Consider the following 17,981-nt stretch of genomic DNA (forward strand, 5'->3'; position numbering starts at 1 on the left):
AATCCTCCTCCTAGTCAATTCTGACACTTTCAGTGGTGTCAGTGGTAATCTCACCATCTCGGATAATGATTTTACGGGTTGCAAAATCAGCAATTTCAGGTTCATGGGTAACCATAATAATGGTTTTTCCTTCTTGATTTAATTCTGTTAACAGTTCCATGATTTGTTGACCTGTTTTGGTATCAAGCGCACCTGTTGGCTCATCTGCCAAAATAATAGATGGATTATTCACTAATGCACGAGCGATAGCTACCCTTTGTTTTTGTCCACCTGATAATTCTGAAGGTAGATGTTTCATACGCATGCCAAGTTCTACTTTTTCTAAAAATTTTTTGGCACGTTCGCGACGTTTTGACACACTAACTCCCGCATAAATCAGAGGAAGTTCAACGTTTTGGAGAGCATTCAGTTTTGCTAAGAGAAAGAATTGTTGGAAAACAAAGCCAATTTCTTCGTTTCGAACTTGAGCTAGTTTTCTATCGCTAAGAACCTCAACTTCTGTTCCATTTAGGACATAGTCTCCCGAGGTTGCCCGGTCCAATAGACCAATAATATTCATCAAGGTAGATTTTCCTGAACCAGATGGTCCCATTATGGCTAGGAACTCTCCTTCATAAACTGTTAAGTTGATGTCTTTTAAAACCTTAAGGTCTTGTTCACCATTTCGATAACTCTTAACAATATTTGTTAATCGCATTAATTCTTTTTTGTCATCTGGCACTACTTATTCACCCCGGATTCTTTGGTTTTTTCTTTAGAATCTTTTGATGTCTTGGTGTCTGCTGAAATAACGTCTTCTAGCTTTTTCCCTTCTTTGATTTGCTTATCTGGGTTAGCAATAACGATATCTCCAACTTTCAAGCCCTGATTAATCTCTTGTTTTTCAGCGTCTGCGTTGCCAAGAGTTACCTCAACTTTTTTGGCTTTGCCTGTGCTATCATCATAAACCCAAACATAATGTTTTTTATCTTTAGTGATAACTGCTGTCAGAGGAACTAGGGAATGTTTTGCTTCGTTAACAACCTCAACAGAGACTGTAAAACCTTGTTTCAACTGATTCAATGGACTTGTAATATCAATTTTGTAGTCGTAAGCGGCACTCGTTGATCCCCCTGTGGAACCTGATCCAGCACCTCCGCTGTTAGCGTTAGCATCTGCAGGGTAATTCGAGATGTAAGAAATTTTTCCAGTCCATTCTTGGTCTGAATAGACTTTAGATTTAATTTTTACTGGTTGACCAACTTTGATATTAGCTAAATCATATTCCGTCAAGGTCCCTTTAACTTGAAGTTGCCCTTCAGTCGCTACGTGGACCAAAGTTTGACTATTTTTAGAAGAAGGATCGATGTCATTGTTAACTTCTACAACAGTACCTGAGACACCACTAACAATCACAGTGTCATTTAAGGCTACTTGAGCTTTATTAACTTCGGATTGGGCGTCTGCATAGGCATCATTTAAATCTTGCAACTGTTGAGTGTAGCTAGCATTTTGTTGAGCTGATGGCTGTACAGTTGTTGTGGTTTCTTCACCTGTTTCTTCATCCTTGCTTGTTTCTGTTGTAGCAGCGGGAACGCCATAAGTTTTCAAATGGTTAATTTGGCGACCGATTTTATTAAGACTTCTAACAGCTGCATCATAAGCTGCTTGTTGAGTTGTGGTGCTGTATTGGACTAGCTGTTGACCCTGAGTTACTTGATCCCCAACTTTCACCGTTACCGTCGCATCCGCACCTTTACTGGCATCAAAATAAATGTATTCTTCTGAAAGAGCTTTAACAGTACCTGATAGCAAGGTCGAGGAAGCAATACTACCTTCAGTCACATTAACCGCTGAATAAGGTTCTTTCATCGCATCAGTAGACACGGCATCCTGCTGCTGTTTCCATAAAATTCCCCCAATGAGCACTACAACCAGCGCTGTTGCACCTGCGATAATCCCCTTAGTTTTCTTTGACATCTTAGTCTTTCCTTTTTTAGACATTTCTGTCCTCCCCTTTTGTACTATTTTTATAAGACAAGTATATGACCTTTTTCAATTATTGTCAAGAAATTCTTTATCTTCCTAACAAAAATCATGCTCAAATCAGTTGCCTTTTCTTCTATTATACTTGCTTTCAAGCATTTCTACCTTACACTTTTGTCACTTAGTTCTTAAAACAATAGAGAAAGCCCCTCTAAGAATACTTAAAAGGGGCTTGAGCCTTAAATGGCTTGTGTTCTAAAGGAACGGCTTTCTAAAACTGTTAACATCGCCTTAGCTGTGTCTAAAGCTGTAAACAGTGGAATTCCTTGTTCAATAGCTGAACGTCTAATGTATTGACCATCTTTATCCGCTGTGCGCTTAGTGCCCACTGTATTAATAATAGCCTGAACCTGTCCACTTCGAACCAAGGATGGAATGTCATTTGCGGTATCGCCAATCTTAGCAACCACCTGTGATTCTAACCCTCGCTCCGCAAAATAAGCTGCTGTACCTTGAGTGGCAACAATGTGATAGCCAATCGCAAGGAAACGTTTCGCCAACTCCAATGCCTCTGCCTTGCTATCATCTGCTATGGTAAACACAATGTGACCATATTCTGGTAAATGAGAATAACTTGCTTCGAATGCTTTATACAAAGCTTTTTCGAGACTTATATCTGATCCCATAACCTCTCCTGTTGATTTCATTTCAGGTCCCAAGAGACTATCTACCTGAGCTAGTTTAGTAAAAGAGAAAACCGGTGCTTTGATATGAACCAGCTGGCTCTCTGGATAAAGACCATCCCCATAGTCTAAATCCCTTAATTTTTGCCCTAAAATTAATTTTGTAGCTACTTGGGCCATTGGAATATTTGTGACTTTGGATAGGAAAGGTACGGTACGACTTGCGCGTGGATTGACTTCAATCACATACACCTGCTCGTCTTTAATAACAAATTGAATATTCATCATGCCAATACAGTTTAGTCCTATAGCTAAACGTCTGGTATAGTCTGTGATAGTTTCTTGTATCTGTTTGGATAATCCTTGCGGTGGGTAAACCGCCATTGAATCTCCCGAATGGACACCAGCTCTCTCAATGTGTTCCATAATTCCAGGAATTAATACCGACTCTCCATCTGAAATGGCATCTACTTCGCACTCTTTACCAACAATATAGGAGTCAATCAGAACTGGGTGTTCTGGACTGGCTTTGACTGCCGTTTTCATATAACGTTGAAGATCTTCTGCATTTTCCACAATCTCCATAGCTCGACCACCAAGAACATATGACGGTCTGACTAAAACAGGGAAACCAATGTGACTAGCGGCAGCTAAGGCCTCTGCTTCATTGGTTGCTGTTTGGCCTGGCGGTTGTGGGATGCCTAATGCTTTCAGCGCTTTTTCAAACTGATCTCGATTTTCTGCCCGATCCAAATCATCCACTTGAGTTCCTAAAATCGTCACACCCGCTTCGGAAAGAGCCTGTGCTAAATTAATAGCTGTTTGTCCACCAAACTGAACGACGACACCTTTGGGTTGCTCTAAATCAATCACATTCATGACATCTTCAAAGGTCAGTGGTTCAAAATACAACTTATCTGACACTGAAAAATCTGTAGAGACTGTTTCAGGATTCGAATTCATAATAATAGCTTCATAGCCTGCTTCTTGGATGGCTTTAACCGAATGCACTGTTGCATAGTCAAACTCAACCCCTTGACCAATACGAATGGGGCCAGAACCTAAGACAAGTACTGATTCTTTATCAGATAGTGTCGATTCATTTTGCCACTCGTAGGTTGAGTAAAAATAAGGTGTTTTAGCGTCAAACTCTGCTGCACAGGTGTCCACCATCTTATAGACAGGAACAATGCCATTGACCAATCTCAACTCCCTAACGTGAGTTTCGTCTACCTGCCACAGCTCTGCAATTTTAAGGTCTGAAAAGCCATAACGCTTAGCTTTTTTTAACTTATCGAGATCATCAGGAACTGCTTTCAATTCATGCTCTAGTTCAATGATATGAAGTAACTTATCCAAGAAAAAGAGATCTATTTTTGTCAAAGAGGCGAGTTCTTCAATGGTGTAACCACGACGCAGAGCTTCTGATAAATAAAACAAACGATCATCTTGAGCTTTCACAATTTTAGCTATTAACTGATCATCACTAACAGCAGTTAATGTTGACATTTCATTATGATGGACCCCAATTTCCAACGAACGACAAGCCTTTAACAATGACTCTTCAATGTTTCGCCCGATGGCCATGACTTCTCCAGTTGCTTTCATTTGTGTTCCCAGACGACGTTCACCCTGTTCAAATTTATCAAAGGGAAAGCGTGGAATTTTAGCCACCACATAATCCAAAGCTGGCTCAAACATGGCATAGGTAGTCCCTGTCACTGGATTAATCATTTCGTCAAGCGTAAGTCCAACAGCAATCTTAGCCGCTAACTTGGCAATAGGGTAACCCGTCGCCTTTGAAGCTAAGGCGGAGCTACGTGACACGCGCGGATTAACCTCTATCACATAATAGTTGAAACTATGTGGATCTAGCGCCAATTGCACATTACATCCCCCTTCAATTTTAAGGGCTCGGATAATGTTTAGACTAGCATCGCGTAGCATTTGATGCTCACTATCAGAAAGGGTTTGAGTTGGTGCAAAAACAATAGAATCTCCTGTATGAATACCAACAGGATCAAAATTTTCCATATTACAAACCACCAAAGCATTGTCAGCACTATCTCGCATCACTTCGTATTCAATTTCTTTGAAACCAGCAATTGACCGCTCGATTAGACATTGGGTGACAGGAGATAATTTTAGTCCGCTTTCAGCAATTTCTCGCAACTCATTCTCATTGGCACACATACCACCACCTGTACCACCTAAAGTAAAAGCCGGACGTACAATAACGGGGTAACCAATCGTTTGAGCAAAAGCAACTGCTTCTTCAACACTGGTGACAATCTCTGATTCCGGGATTGGCTGTCCCAATTCTTCCATCAGTTGTTTGAACTGGTCACGGTCTTCTGCTTGATCAATCGCAGATAATTTGGTTCCTAATAATTCAATCCCCAATTCCTCAAGGATACCAGCCTTAGATAATTGCATTGCCATGTTAAGCCCCGTCTGCCCTCCAAGAGTTGGCAATAGAGCATCGGGTCTTTCTTTTCTAAGAATACGACTCACAAATTCAATGGTTAAAGGTTCAATATAAACCTTATCTGCAATTTCTTTGTCTGTCATAATGGTAGCTGGATTTGAATTCACAAGAACGACCTGATAACCTTCTTCTTTTAGGGCCAAACAGGCTTGTGTTCCCGCATAATCAAATTCAGCAGCCTGACCAATAACAATGGGGCCAGAACCAATCACCATAATTTTATGAATATCTTTTCTTTTTGGCATACTTATTATTATGAAAGAGACTAGCGTAGAAGGACTTACAAAATCTTATTAGCTAAAGCCAATACTTGATTTTTTCACCCTCCCCCACACTAGTGCTCCTTTTTCCTCTCCTCTTTTTCGATTTGTCGCCTCACAGGACGACATTAAATAATCCAAGACAGCTTGGTCAGAAAGATTGAAATTGTCTTCCTTTCAAACAGCTAACTGATTTCTTTCCTTCAAAGAATCTTTTCTTTTGACCTTTGATGCTATTATTTTTTTGCTTGCTGTTTCAATTGCCAAGCATCAATCATATCTAAAAATTCATCGAATAAATAGCTAGCATCATGAGGACCAGGGGCAGCGTCAGGATGAAATTGGACGGAAAAGGCTGGATAGGCGCGATGTCTGACTCCTTCGACCGTTTTATCATTGATTTCCTCATGTGTCACCATAAGTGTTTCTGGTAAACTTTCGCGTTCTACAGCGTAACCATGATTCTGACTAGTGAAATCCACTCTTCCCGTTGCAATTTCTCTAACCGCATGGTTAAAACCTCGATGACCAAAAGTCATTTTAAAAGTCTTTGCGCCATTTGCCAAGCTAAAGAGTTGATGACCCATACAAATACCAAAAATCGGAATCTTCCCTTGAACCCCTCGAATCATGTCTAAAGCTTCTGGTAACTGTTCAGGATTTCCAGGACCGTTAGACAACATTAAGCCATCGGGATTCAATTGAAGCACTTCTTCTGCCGTAATAGTAAATGGAACCACGGTGACGTTGCATTGTCTTTTTGATAACTCTCTTAAAATCGAATGTTTTAAGCCGAAATCAACCAAGACTATACTTTTCCCAACACCTGGTGCTGGATAGGCTGCTTTTGTTGAGACTTGCTCGATAGTGTTAGTTGGTAACACGGTTGCACGCAGTTGATCTTTTAAATGCTGGATAGTATCTCCATCATCTGCCATCGTAGCTTTCATGGTTCCATGTTGTCGAATAATTTTAGTCAATGCCCTCGTATCAATTCCTGAAATACCTGGGATACCTTTTATTTTTAAAAAGTCATCTAGTGTCATTTGCTGGCGCCAATTACTTGCCAGCCGGCTAACTTCAGAAACAATAACCCCTTTACACGTTGGCGTAATCGATTCGTAGTCATCACGGTTAATGCCATAATTTCCAATCAGAGGGTAGGTAAAGGTTAACAGTTGACCATTATAGGACTGGTCAGTAATGGACTCTTGATAACCTGTCATCCCTGTGTTAAAAACAATTTCGCCAGTCACATCTTTATCTGCTCCAAAGGGTTCTCCCTCAAAAATAGTACCATCTTCCAAAATAAGTAATCGTTTTGCCATTCTTTACCTTCTCATACCCCTTCACTTTGACTAATCAGCAATGGCTTCTGCCATTAAGAATAGCCTCAATAATAGCCATACGTACAAAGACACCGTTCGTCATTTGAGAAACAATTCTTGCCTTCGGTGCTTCTACCAAACTATCTGCAATCTCCACATCACGGTTAACAGGAGCTGGATGCATAATAATAGCGGAGTCCTTTAAGGCATTGTAACGTTCTTGTGTCAGTCCAAACTGCTGATGGTAACTATCTTTTGAAAAACTTTGCTGACCATCGTGACGCTCATGTTGCACCCGAAGCAACATCAGGACATCTAACTCTTCAATAATGTGATCAATAGCAGTGTAAGTCCCGTAACTATCAAATTCTTCTGAATACCATTCTTTGGGACCATAGAAATAAAGCTCTGCTCCTAGTCGTTTTAAAATCTGCATGTTTGATTTTGCGACACGCGAATGGGTCAAGTCCCCTGCAATCGCAATTTTTAACCCCTCAAATCGCCCAAACTCTTCGTAAATAGTTAGCAAGTCAAGAAGACACTGGCTTGGATGCTGTCCAGAACCATCTCCGCCATTAACAATTGAAGCTGTGATTGTTGGACTCTCCACTAAGGCCTTGTAATAATCATCTTCAGGATGACGAATCACACAAATATCTGTCCCTAGGGCACTCATGGTTAACACAGTATCATACAAGCTTTCTCCCTTATTAACAGCACTCGTGTCTGCATTAAAATCAAGAACGGTTAACCCAAGTTTTTTCTCGGCCACTTCAAATGACTTATGAGTTCTAGTAGAATTTTCAAAAAAGAGGTTAGCCACAAACTGATCTTGCAGTTTAGGTAGGGCAACCTTTCCTGCTTTGTATTCTGAACCTCGGTTGATAAGTCCTAAAACTTCTTCATTGGTTAATGTTTCCATTGAAACTAAATTGGTAAGTGCAACACGGTTATTAACGACTGACATGTTTCTCCCCTTTATCACTAATGAATGACAACTAAATTAAGTAGTAGACAACTGGTTCTTTTATTTTTCAGGAAGTACCTGATATAGGATGATTCCAAGAAGTGTTGAGAAAGCGACACCTGAAATTTGAAGACCATTTACTTGAAGCATCAATCCTCCGATCCCAGAGACCAAAATAACACTAGCAATCAATAGATTTTTCTTATTATCCATATCAACTTTTGATTCAATCAAGATTTTCAAACCACTTGAAGCAATCACCCCAAACAAAGCAACAGAGATACCTCCGATTACTGGGGTTGGAATAGACTGAATTAAAGCAGATACTTTACCCACAAAGCTAAGGAGAGCTGCAATCACTGCGGCGCCCGCAATGACGTAGACTGAGAATATTTTATTTAAAGCCATAACACCAATATTTTCACCATAGGAAGTCACTGGCGGTGCGCCTAGAAAACCGGCAATCATTTGCGCAAAACCATCACCTGTAAGTGTCTTTTCGAGTCCTGGATCCTTGAAATAATCTCTTTTTGTCAAACTATTTAAGACCATAATGTGTCCAAAATGTTCTGTCATTGTCACAAAGGCAATCGGAGCCATGGTTAAAATGGCACTTGGATAGAATTTAACCCCGTAGGTAAGGAAAGGAATTTCCACTGATGGGATACTAAACCATTTAGCCTGAGCCACATTGGTAAAATCAACAATTTCTTGACCAGTGAGAATACCCACTAAAAGGGCTACAACATAACCAACTAATAGCCCCAATAAAATTGGTACAATAGCAACAATTCCTTTACCATAAATATTGAAAAAAATAACTGCTAATAAGGTGACTAACCCAATAACAAGATAAGTCAGATTATAGTTCCCATTTTTTAGCATGACATCATTAACAGCTGTAGAAGCTAGGCTTAGACCAATGACCATAACAATAGGACCAACCACAATCGGTGGTAAGATGTTATCAATCCAATCATTGCCAATAGCTTTCACAATCAAAGCTACAATCAGGTAAACTAGACCTCCTGTCATAGCCCCTTGAGCCACAGCTCCAATACCATCTGTCTTCATCAACAGTTGCATTGCTGCAATATAGGCAAAACTTGATCCCATATATGCTGGAATTTTAAATTTGGTCACTGATAAGTGGGCAAGGGTTCCTAAACCACTAGATAACAAAGCAACTGATGGGTCAATTCCAACTAGAATGGGAACCAGAACAGTCGCACCAAACATAGCAAATAAGTGCTGGAAAGACAGACCAATTAACATACCTGCCTTTGGAACTTCTTCTACATCATAAATGACATCTTTCACAGTAATACCTCTTTCTTATGTTGGGTCAACAATGCTAACGCGATCACGGCCATCAACTTCGACAACCTCAACAATAATTTCTTCCACGCTGCTAGTCGGAATATTCTTTCCGACATAATCCGCACGAATCGGCAATTCCCGATGACCACGATCGACTAAAACAGCTAAACTAACACGGGCTGGTCTACCTAGACTCACTAAATTATCAATAGCCGCTCGAATGGTACGTCCTGTATAAAGCACATCGTCGACTAAAATCACATCCTTACCTGTAATATCAACAGGCATCAATGTCGTGTCTTCATCAACTTTCACATCATCTCGGAAAGGTTTGATATCTAATTCGCCAATAGGTAGTTCTAGTCCTTCGAGTTGACGTAATCTTTCTTGAATACGACGGGCTAAAAAAACACCTCGCGTTTTGATTCCTGCCAAAACCACATTGTCCAATTGTTTGTTGCGTTCGATAATCTCATAAGTAATACGGGTAATGGCGCGCTTCATGGTCACGTCATCGACAATTTCCTTAGATTTCATGTTGAAACCTCCTCTAAAAATTCAAATAAAAAAATCTCCTTGATAACAAGGAGATTCAACAAAATATGGCACAATTGAGTACAATGGTGCACTTTTTCAGATTGGTCTCCTTGACAGCCTCACGGGACTGTTTTAAAGGAATATTTTATTTTCATTAGTATAGCAAAAACCCAAGCTAAAGACAAGACTTTTTTCAAAAAAATAAGCCTTAAGACCTATTGTATTTGTATGAAAACAATAGTACAATAATGTCAAAGAAACGAAAGAGAGTCTTCCTTATGCCTTCTAAAACTCGGACCCTAACTCATAAGCAAACCATCCAAATCCTTTCTGCCTTTGGAATTGCTTTATCCTTACTCTTTTTGGCTTATTTCCAGCAACATCCTAACTTCTTTGCTGTAGGAGGAACTTTTCAAGCTTACCTCGTTAAACTTGGGATTTTAGCTCCTTGTTTATTTATCCTTATTCAAATCGTTCAGGTTGTCTATCCTGTTATCCCTGGCGGTTTAACCTGTGTCTTAGGGCATGTGGTTTTCGGACCTTTCTTAGGCTTTATTTATAATACGGTTGGTATTTTTATCGGCTCTCTCATTAGCTTCATGCTTGCCAGAAAATATGGTGCACAATTTGCCAAAATCTTTGTTTCCGATGATACTTACAACAAGTACATTCCCTGCCTAGACAAGGGTAAATACTTTGAACGCTTTCTGGCTGCTGCTTTTATTTTACCAGGATTTCCAGACGACTTCCTCTGCATGGTAGCTGGTTTAGGCAAGATGTCTCTTCGCAAATTCACCGCTATCTTCTTACTAGCGAAGCCTGTTACCCTTTATATCTACACTGTCCTCACCTATCAAGGATTCCAACTTGTTGGTCAGGTCTTACAGTCTTAGTTGATATCAGTTTTATTTCCTTAGAAATGTTTTCGACAGTTCTACCTTTTCACCCTGTTTTTATCATGACTAAAAGCAAGGTTTTTGAATGAAAAAATGAGGTTAGAACATGATGTTCTTCCTCATTTACTGTTTTTGTCTTAATTGCTGTAATGTTTTTTGGAAAATAGCAGGAGGCGCAACGGTAAATAACATGTCTTCCCCTGTTAAAGGATGGGTCAGCCCCAATGTTTCGGCATGAAGAAATTGGCCGTGTCCTGACAAGGTTTTACGAGGGCCATATAAAGGGTCACCAGCAACAGGATGCCCAATATAAGCCATATGAACACGAATCTGATGGGTGCGACCAGTTTCAAGTTGTAATTCCACCAGACTATAATCTCCAAAGCGCTCTAGCACTGTAAAACGTGTCACTGCTTCCTTACCTTTTGCTGTAACTGCTTGTTTTTTACGGTCTTTTTCGCTACGACCTATAGGAGCTTCAATCATCCCACGATCATTCGGTAGGTTTCCATGAACAATGGCTAGGTATTTTCTGAGAGATTTTTTGGCTTTTAATTCTGCGGCCAAAGCTTGATGAGCTTCATCTGTTTTAGCTACCATTAACAGTCCCGAGGTATCCTTATCAATCCGATGGACAATTCCTGGACGAACCACGCCATTGATTGAGGACAAATCCTTGATATGATACATCAAGGCATTAACCATTGTTCCTGAAGGGTGCCCCGCCGAGGGATGAACAACCATTCCTTGCGGTTTATTAATAATAGCTAAGGCTTCATCCTCATAGATAATGTTCAAGGGGATATCCTGAGCTTGGTACTCTAAGACTTCTTCTTTTGGCAATTCAAACTGAATCACATCGCCTGCCTGAACTGTATATTTTGCTTTTTTTTGCTGGCCATTCACTAAAACAAGGCCTTGCTTAATTTGGTCATTGGCTTGGCCCCGTGACAAGGGGCTTAAGTCAGCCAAGGCCTTATCCAGACGCTGCCCCGACGTCAACACATTAATTTCCATAATCCTCTTCTTTCCATAAACACACTACTAATAAAATGACTCCCAAAGTGAGGTAAGCATCTGCCACATTAAAAATGGCAAAATCCACAAAGTCTAAATGAACCATATCAATCACGTAAGCTAAACGCAAACGATCAATAAAATTCCCGATTCCACCAGAAATAATAAGCAAGAGAGCTAATTGTTTCCAGATATTTAAATGGGGATGAGTAGCAAGGTAATAAATAGCATAACCGATAACTAAAACCGTTATGACAACAAAGAACCATTGCTGGTCCTGCAATATGGAAAAGGCAGCCCCATTGTTTTGCAAGTAAGTCAAGCTGACGATACCTGGGATAAAGGGTTTCACTTCTCCAAGCGCTATATGAGAAACAATCCAAAATTTACTAAGTTGATCCAAAGCTACAAGGAGGATCAAGCTAAGCACAAACAATCGTTTTTTCATGTTAAGGCTTTCCTTCTTTCATCAAAATAATCTTTTAAAATAGTCACAAATGTGGCACCAGCAACTGAAAGGTTTTTATCTTTTCGTTTGACATAAATCATATGGTTGTCAATATGGTCAATCAAAGGAATCACTTTAATGCCATTCACACTACGATGATCAAGAAAACCTGATCCCGTCGCAAAGGCATCGGTTCTTTCTAAAATACCATTCAACGTTGCTCTGTCTGACACATTATAGATACGAGGACATTCGCTAGTGTCTACAAAATTTTCAGAATAGTACAAGTACTCATCTTTTTCCTGAGTAAACCTTACCGCAGGTAATCCTTGAATATCTTTCAAATAAAGCGCCTCACGATTGGCTAATGGATGAGTCTTCGAAAGATAAATATGGGTTGTAAAAGGAATTAAAGAAACATATTCCAAACCCAACTTATCCATGCGTTGAAAAAGGCCTTTTTGATTGTCAGCGTTTAAATAAATAATACCTAACTCACTGTTTCCTTGTGCCACTTCATCCAAAATTTGAATTGTAGTGGATTCAAAAATTCGAAAAACACGATGCCCATCATACTGCTGAGAAAAAGCTGTAATCAGAGGAGGCAGAAAATCATAGTGTTGACTAGCGATCGAAAATTCATTTTGATCCAAATCAGCCTGCGAAAAGGTTTTTTCAAAAGCATCAAAGCTTTTCACTACTTCCAAAGCTTTTTCATAAAAAACCAACCCTTGACTTGTCAGCACAGTGCCAGAGGTAGTCCGATTAAAAATTTGAAACCCTAGTTCTGCTTCTAAGTCTTTAATAGACACTGATAGGCTAGGCTGACTGACAAATAATTTAGAGGCAGCTTCCCGAAAGGTGCCATTATTAGCAATAGCAACCACATAACGTAACTGTTGGATATTCATGACTTCCCTTTCTAAATCTAATACCCTTAATTATACCATAAAGCTTCTTATTCCAACATCTTCTCCTTAGGTTTTATCTCCTAATAGGGTCTTCCTTAAATTGAACTAACTGGGGCATAAAAAGCTCCCTCTTTCTAGCTAAAGGCAGGGCACCTAAATAATCAGCTACTATTTTTTATTTAGGTAGCAAAATAAAAAAACAGACTCTCCGAAAGCTCGGAAAGCCTGATATGATGCGATTAATCAACTTATTTAGCTACTGGATAAACAGAAACTTGTTTTTTATCGCGTCCTTTACGTTCGAAACGTACAACACCTTCAACTTTAGCGAAAAGTGTGTCATCTCCACCACGGCCTACGTTTACACCTGGGTAGATATGAGTTCCACGTTGACGGTAAAGAATTGATCCACCTGAAACAGTTTGACCATCAGCAGCTTTAGCACCTAGGCGTTTAGCTTGTGAGTCACGTCCGTTTGATGTAGAACCTCCACCTTTTTTGTGGGCGAAAAGTTGCAAGTTAGCAAGATTCATTTTTAACATAATGTTGTTTCCTCTCTTAAATTAAATTTAGATGACCTGAGTGTTGACAAATTTTGAAGAATCATTCGCCAAACTAGTCATTCCTAGAAGAAAAGATTCAAATAATAATTGAACTTCCTCCTTGTTGTCATGTGGTGGTATTGTAATAGCCATATACCCACCTTCAACATCATTAAGATCTACTAATGCTTGGCAATCTGCTAACACCTCAAGAGAATTAACAAAGTTAATGGCTAGAGTACTAACAGAGGCACAAACAATATCAAAGCCATGTTTACCACTACCTGCATGACCTGTCAGTGTAACACTGCTCAGTTGACCATTTTTTTGGCGAGTAAAAATTGCTTTAATCATAAGCTAGTAAATTAAGCGTTGATTGCGTTGATGACAACTTTAGTGTAAGGTTGACGATGACCTTGTTTACGGTGGCTACCTTTTTTAGGTTTGTATTTGAAAGTTACAACTTTCTTTTGTTTTCCTTGTTTTTCAACAGTTCCAACGACAGTAGCTCCTTCAACAACTGGAGTACCAACTACAGTTTTGTCACCACCTACAAGAACAACTTCGTTAAAAGTGACTTCTGCGCCAGCTTCAGCGTCAATTTTCTCAACGTAGATTGCTTGACCTACTTCAACTTTAACTTGTTTTCCACCAGTTTTGATGATTGCGTATGTGCTCATGATGCACCTCCTATAAAATTTTTAGTTGAGGTTTCCCTCTGTGAAGACTCGCCTGGAATCGTGAGACTTGGTCTACTTGACAACGATTTTCGTGCGGTTGCACAGGATGTGCATTTAGTCAACGTTACTATTTTAGCACCATAACTGCTTTTTATCAAGGAAAAAATAACTTTAATCTCTATTTTTTTACATTCGCAAGTTGTCAAGTCAAGTGCAACCAGTTCATAGATAACTAGAGTTCCAGAGGTTAAGCTGTTCGGGCTAGCTCAAACAGGAATGTTGAGGATTGATATTGAAGAAGTCGTCTTGGGCGCTCATTGATGGCTGTAAGATAATTGTCAAGTTCTTCAGAGGTTAGTGGATTAAGTGAGATTCCTTTAGGGACATATTCTCTGAGGAGGCCATTGAAGTTCTCGTTTGTTCCTCTCTCATGTGAAGAATAGGGATGTGCAAAGTAAACGTCAACAGCTTCTAAGGTTGAGAGTAAACTAAACTCAGAACCATTATCTGCTGTGATGGATGCAATAGGATACTGACTGATGAGATGCGTGACAGCGCGGTTAATGGTTTGGGACTGCTTGTCTTCTAGCTTAACTCCTAGTGCATAGCGTGTCTGGCGCTCTACCAAAGTCAACATAACAGCTTCACCTTTGGTTTTCTTGCCGAGAACCAAATCAATCTCCCAATGCCCAAATTCAGAACGATCATTAATATATTCTGGACGTTCTTCGATAGATTTACCTAAAGTCTTCTTATTCGTCTTCATGACTTTCTTAGAACGTTTTCTGATACTAACCATCTTAGGCAAATCGATTGGTTTAATAGCTAACAACCCCTCTTTGATATAACGATAAATCGTTTTGGTAGAGGGGACGACTTCTTCAGGATGGTTTACTTTGTAAGTCTGAACAAAACTATCCACACTATGGAGACGAATGTTAGCCGTCAAGGCAGATTCTAATTGTGCAATGAACCTAGCGGAGCAGCCATTCAATTTGAGGTAAGAACTCTTTTGACGATTGGTTTCATAGACACGTTGTCCACTATCAGCAAAATAGGCGTTGAAGAAGGTTTGTTTTCCATTCTTATCCTTTACCTGTTCTACTGAACCACGTTTTATTTCTCGGCAGATTGTAGAACGGTGACGACCCAGGAGTCGAGCAATCTCAACGGGTTTCTTTCCCATTTTGAGATAAGCAGCAATTTCACCCCGTTCTGTGGCTGAAAGATGAGAATAGGAGGATTTTCTGGTAGAATTAATATTAGACATGTTCATCTGCTTTCCATACTGAATTGGGGAATTCTAGTATATCAGACAAACATGTCTTTTTTGTTGCACTTCATTTTACAACGCGGTTTTTTTATCATTAAATGCTAGACCACCAAGTATTACCATTTCAGGTTGACTAAATCATTAATTTCCTGATAGGCAAGTGCTACTTTTGCTTTGGTTTCCTCATCAATCTTGTCATGGTATTTTCCACCCTTGATAAAGTCTTCTAAAATCATTGTTCGATAATTGTATAGTTCAAAACCTTCTTTGCCCACAATCCCTTTGCCTTTGGCTAAAACCATCGTTGGATGGGCTTTAACTGTTTTGATGGTTGTCTTTTTCCCTTTTTTCTCAAAAGTAAGGTCCATCAATAGGCCGCGTTCTGTCCAAATGTCATCTACTGTTTCTAAGCGCTGGTTGGAAATAAAATTCCCCATAGAATAAATAATAAATTTTTTGTCCTTTCCTTTGAGGATGGTTTCTGACGGTTCAATTACATGGGGATGACCACCAAGGACAACATCTGCTCCCCAATCAATCATGTTATGATAGAGTTCTTTTTGCTCTGCTGTCGGTTCTAAGGCATATTCTGTTCCCATTTGTGGCATGACAATGGTCACGTCAGCCTTTTTTTCAGCTAGCTGAAGTTCTTTTTTTATCTTAGCTTCATCTAAATCAGACAAGTGTTTCTCATACTCTTCCTGACTAAGACCACCTTCCATACCATTGTAACCATAGGAATAGCCTAGTATAGCTATTTTAATCCCATTAACATTTTTAATCAGAAAAGGTTCTTTTGATCGATCTTTGTTGTAGATACCAATACTATCTATCCCTAATTGTGAAAAGACCTTTTTCGTATGGAGAGCCCCTGCCAACTGAGAATCTAAAATATGGTTATGGGCTAAATCAACCACATCATAGCCTGTCTGTTTGAGGGCACTTGCAATTTCTTCTGGAGCATTAAATAAAGGATAACCGGCTAAGGGATAATCTGGACTAATGGTCCCTTCGTAGTCTCCAATAGCCAAATCAGCCTCGCTAATCCACTCTTTAACGTATTCAAAATAGGGATTAAAATCATAGGAATCATCAGCTTTTCTAGCACTCATATAGAGAATATCATGAATCAAGATATCACCGTTAGCAACGACACGCACAGTTTTTACAGCTTGATGGCTACTTTGCTGTGCTGTTTTACTATTTTTTTGAAAGGCAAGCAAGTCGTTCATCAGCCCAACTAGTAACAGTACAGCAATCGCAGAAATCACAACTAATAGTGTTTTTTTATAGGGAATTTCTTTTATCAAAACGCAACCTCCTTTTCCTCTATTATAACATCTTGCTGCAACAATTTCCTGTGTTTTTCCAGCAAAAAAAGCTCTTGACAACCAAGAGCTTTTTCATTCCTATAGAGTTACTACTGCTTGATTAACATCTAAAAATGTCATTAGAGCAAGTCCTCAATAAGACTGTCAACCTCATCATTGACGATTTCAGGTGTGATTTCTGTGACAACAATTCCTGACACAGCACGCTGGACAAGACCATCAATATCAAAGCGTTCTTCATATTTTTCAGCATTACCTAGTTTAGGGTTGGTTTTAGGACGGTCTGGTGCAAAAATAGTACAGCAATCTTCGAACGGTTGAATAGAAATATCAAAGGTATCAATTGCCTGAGCCATCTCAATAATCTCAAGCTTATCCATCGTCACTACTGGTCGAATAATTGGTGTTGATGTTACCGCATTAATGGCCTGCATGCTTTCTAGAGTTTGACTAGCAACTTGACCTAGGCTCTCACCGTTAACAATAACAAGTGCATGGCGTTGTTCACGAATAGCATCTGTAATGCGCATCATAAAGCGACGAGTTAATGTCATAAGGTAAGCTTCTGGTGCCTTATTTTTAATTTCTTCTTGAATTTCTGTAAAGGGAACTTCGATAAATTGAATATTCCCACCGAAACGAGTTAATCGACGAGTAAGGTTTTGCGCTTTAGCCAAGGCACCTGGACTGGTGTAAGGAGGACTAGCAAAGTGAACGGCTTCAATATCAAGGCCTCGTTTAAGGGCTAAATAACCAGCTACCGGTGAATCAATACCACCTGATAACATCAGCATCCCTTTACCCGATGTTCCTACTGGTAATCCGCCTGCTCCTTTAATTTCTTCATAGTAAATATAGGCTGCTTCATCACGAATTTCAACTTTGAGGGTCACATCTGGATGTTTCATCTGAGCTTGGATATTTGGTAAAACCTCAAAAACAGCTCCTCCAAGAAGGTTATTAAGTTCACGACTGTCCAATTCAAATTGGTGATCGCTCCGTTTACTGGCAATTTTAAAGGTTAATCCTTCATGATAAAGAGAGGTCATGATGTTTTGAACAGTCTCTACCAAGACAGGAACACTTTTGTCAACCTTATAAACTGGAGATAAAGCTTGAATCCCAAAAACCAGTTTCAAAGCTTCTATAATTGGCTGGTAATCTGTGCCATTCAAATAGACATGAGTTCTGTCACGGTCTGAACGAACAGTGATAGCTGGAAAAGGAGCTAAAACATCCTGAATGTTCTTTTTAAGTTTATTGATGAATCGCATACGATTCTTTCCTTTAGTTGATAGTTCACCGTGGCGAACCATAATTTCTGAGTAGTTCATC

At 39.6% G+C, this 17,981-nt stretch carries 17 protein-coding genes and 1 other annotated feature; of the genes, 1 reads left to right on the plus strand and 16 read right to left on the minus strand.

What is annotated here, in order from left to right; translation table 11 throughout:
* Positions 1–10: 10 nt before the first annotated feature.
* The 7 genes from FQT67_RS06180 to pyrR all read right to left on the minus strand — a co-directional run bounded on the left by FQT67_RS06180 (position 11) and on the right by pyrR (position 9,548).
* Positions 11–721: an ABC transporter ATP-binding protein gene (locus FQT67_RS06180; protein ID WP_003056319.1), complete on the minus strand. Its 711-nt coding sequence runs from the start codon at positions 719–721 to the stop codon at positions 11–13.
* Positions 721–1,983 carry an efflux RND transporter periplasmic adaptor subunit gene (locus tag FQT67_RS06185; protein ID WP_046177111.1) on the minus strand — a complete coding sequence of 421 codons (1,263 nt, stop codon included), beginning with the start codon at positions 1,981–1,983 and terminating at the stop codon, positions 721–723. Before FQT67_RS06185 ends, FQT67_RS06180 begins: the two co-directional genes overlap by 1 nt.
* 221 nt (positions 1,984–2,204) lie before the next feature.
* Positions 2,205–5,381 carry a carbamoyl-phosphate synthase large subunit gene (gene carB, locus FQT67_RS06190; protein ID WP_046177110.1) on the minus strand — a complete coding sequence of 1,059 codons (3,177 nt, stop codon included), beginning with the start codon at positions 5,379–5,381 and terminating at the stop codon, positions 2,205–2,207.
* Between the two features lie 251 nt (positions 5,382–5,632).
* Positions 5,633–6,724 carry a carbamoyl phosphate synthase small subunit gene (locus FQT67_RS06195; RefSeq protein WP_003056272.1) on the minus strand — a complete coding sequence of 364 codons (1,092 nt, stop codon included), beginning with the start codon at positions 6,722–6,724 and terminating at the stop codon, positions 5,633–5,635.
* 34 nt (positions 6,725–6,758) lie between these two features.
* Positions 6,759–7,691, minus strand: a complete 933-nt coding sequence (locus FQT67_RS06200; RefSeq protein ID WP_003056299.1) for an aspartate carbamoyltransferase catalytic subunit — start codon at positions 7,689–7,691, stop codon at positions 6,759–6,761.
* A 60-nt stretch (positions 7,692–7,751) separates the two neighbouring features.
* A complete protein-coding gene (locus FQT67_RS06205) occupies positions 7,752–9,011 on the minus strand; it encodes a solute carrier family 23 protein (RefSeq protein WP_003056248.1) in 1,260 nt (419 codons plus the stop codon).
* A 15-nt stretch (positions 9,012–9,026) separates the two neighbouring features.
* Positions 9,027–9,548, minus strand: a complete 522-nt coding sequence (pyrR, locus tag FQT67_RS06210; RefSeq protein WP_003050221.1) for a bifunctional pyr operon transcriptional regulator/uracil phosphoribosyltransferase PyrR — start codon at positions 9,546–9,548, stop codon at positions 9,027–9,029.
* Between the two features lie 278 nt (positions 9,549–9,826).
* Between pyrR and FQT67_RS06215 the strand changes: the two genes are divergently transcribed.
* Positions 9,827–10,441 (plus strand): VTT domain-containing protein, encoded by a 615-nt coding sequence (locus FQT67_RS06215; RefSeq protein ID WP_003062209.1) that lies wholly within the window; start codon positions 9,827–9,829, stop codon positions 10,439–10,441.
* A 126-nt stretch (positions 10,442–10,567) separates the two neighbouring features.
* On the opposite strand, the gene FQT67_RS06220 is transcribed toward FQT67_RS06215, so the two are convergent.
* The 9 genes from FQT67_RS06220 to thiI form a co-directional block, all read right to left on the minus strand.
* Entirely contained in the window at positions 10,568–11,461 is an 894-nt protein-coding gene (locus FQT67_RS06220; protein ID WP_003056336.1) for an RluA family pseudouridine synthase, read from the minus strand.
* The gene (gene lspA / locus FQT67_RS06225) at positions 11,451–11,909 is read right to left on the minus strand and encodes a signal peptidase II (RefSeq protein ID WP_003062532.1); all 459 of its coding nucleotides are present in this window, start codon (positions 11,907–11,909) and stop codon (positions 11,451–11,453) included. The genes FQT67_RS06220 and lspA overlap by 11 nt, the downstream gene beginning before the upstream one ends.
* The gene (locus tag FQT67_RS06230) at positions 11,906–12,820 is read right to left on the minus strand and encodes a LysR family transcriptional regulator (RefSeq protein ID WP_003060904.1); all 915 of its coding nucleotides are present in this window, start codon (positions 12,818–12,820) and stop codon (positions 11,906–11,908) included. The genes lspA and FQT67_RS06230 overlap by 4 nt, the downstream gene beginning before the upstream one ends.
* 248 nt (positions 12,821–13,068) lie before the next feature.
* Positions 13,069–13,362, minus strand: coding sequence for a 50S ribosomal protein L27 (gene rpmA / locus FQT67_RS06235; RefSeq protein WP_002985110.1), 294 nt, complete (start codon positions 13,360–13,362; stop codon positions 13,069–13,071).
* A gap of 27 nt (positions 13,363–13,389) precedes the next feature.
* Entirely contained in the window at positions 13,390–13,716 is a 327-nt protein-coding gene (locus FQT67_RS06240) for a ribosomal-processing cysteine protease Prp (RefSeq protein ID WP_003053756.1), read from the minus strand.
* Positions 13,717–13,727: 11 nt separating this feature from the next.
* A complete protein-coding gene (gene rplU / locus FQT67_RS06245; protein ID WP_002985116.1) occupies positions 13,728–14,042 on the minus strand; it encodes a 50S ribosomal protein L21 in 315 nt (104 codons plus the stop codon).
* 34 nt (positions 14,043–14,076) lie between these two features.
* Positions 14,077–14,151 (minus strand) — a sequence feature (ribosomal protein L21 leader region).
* Positions 14,152–14,289: 138 nt separating this feature from the next.
* A complete protein-coding gene (locus tag FQT67_RS06250) occupies positions 14,290–15,312 on the minus strand; it encodes an IS30 family transposase (RefSeq protein WP_170078128.1) in 1,023 nt (340 codons plus the stop codon).
* Between the two features lie 119 nt (positions 15,313–15,431).
* Positions 15,432–16,625: a CapA family protein gene (locus tag FQT67_RS06255; RefSeq protein WP_143936387.1), complete on the minus strand. Its 1,194-nt coding sequence runs from the start codon at positions 16,623–16,625 to the stop codon at positions 15,432–15,434.
* A 140-nt stretch (positions 16,626–16,765) separates the two neighbouring features.
* Positions 16,766–17,980, minus strand: coding sequence for a tRNA uracil 4-sulfurtransferase ThiI (thiI, locus tag FQT67_RS06260; protein ID WP_014612191.1), 1,215 nt, complete (start codon positions 17,978–17,980; stop codon positions 16,766–16,768).
* Between the last annotated feature and the right edge of the window lies 1 nt (position 17,981).

This window comes from Streptococcus sp. NCTC 11567, from assembly GCF_902141215.1.
GTDB lineage: Bacteria > Bacillota > Bacilli > Lactobacillales > Streptococcaceae > Streptococcus > Streptococcus dysgalactiae.

What these genes read in the sequence shown, in the direction of transcription:
- rplU (WP_002985116.1), bottom strand. Translation starts at nt 14,042, where the DNA reads ATGAGCACATACGCAATCATCAAAACTGGTGGAAAACAAGTTAAAGTT.
- FQT67_RS06220 (WP_003056336.1), bottom strand. Translation starts at nt 11,461, where the DNA reads ATGGAAATTAATGTGTTGACGTCGGGGCAGCGTCTGGATAAGGCCTTG.
- FQT67_RS06250 (WP_170078128.1), bottom strand. Translation starts at nt 15,312, where the DNA reads ATGTCTAATATTAATTCTACCAGAAAATCCTCCTATTCTCATCTTTCA.
- FQT67_RS06195 (WP_003056272.1), bottom strand. Translation starts at nt 6,724, where the DNA reads ATGGCAAAACGATTACTTATTTTGGAAGATGGTACTATTTTTGAGGGA.
- lspA (WP_003062532.1), bottom strand. Translation starts at nt 11,909, where the DNA reads ATGAAAAAACGATTGTTTGTGCTTAGCTTGATCCTCCTTGTAGCTTTG.
- carB (WP_046177110.1), bottom strand. Translation starts at nt 5,381, where the DNA reads ATGCCAAAAAGAAAAGATATTCATAAAATTATGGTGATTGGTTCTGGC.
- FQT67_RS06230 (WP_003060904.1), bottom strand. Translation starts at nt 12,820, where the DNA reads ATGAATATCCAACAGTTACGTTATGTGGTTGCTATTGCTAATAATGGC.
- thiI (WP_014612191.1), bottom strand. Translation starts at nt 17,980, where the DNA reads ATGAACTACTCAGAAATTATGGTTCGCCACGGTGAACTATCAACTAAA.
- rpmA (WP_002985110.1), bottom strand. Translation starts at nt 13,362, where the DNA reads ATGTTAAAAATGAATCTTGCTAACTTGCAACTTTTCGCCCACAAAAAA.
- FQT67_RS06240 (WP_003053756.1), bottom strand. Translation starts at nt 13,716, where the DNA reads ATGATTAAAGCAATTTTTACTCGCCAAAAAAATGGTCAACTGAGCAGT.
- FQT67_RS06215 (WP_003062209.1), top strand. Translation starts at nt 9,827, where the DNA reads ATGCCTTCTAAAACTCGGACCCTAACTCATAAGCAAACCATCCAAATC.
- FQT67_RS06185 (WP_046177111.1), bottom strand. Translation starts at nt 1,983, where the DNA reads ATGTCTAAAAAAGGAAAGACTAAGATGTCAAAGAAAACTAAGGGGATT.
- FQT67_RS06200 (WP_003056299.1), bottom strand. Translation starts at nt 7,691, where the DNA reads ATGTCAGTCGTTAATAACCGTGTTGCACTTACCAATTTAGTTTCAATG.
- pyrR (WP_003050221.1), bottom strand. Translation starts at nt 9,548, where the DNA reads ATGAAATCTAAGGAAATTGTCGATGACGTGACCATGAAGCGCGCCATT.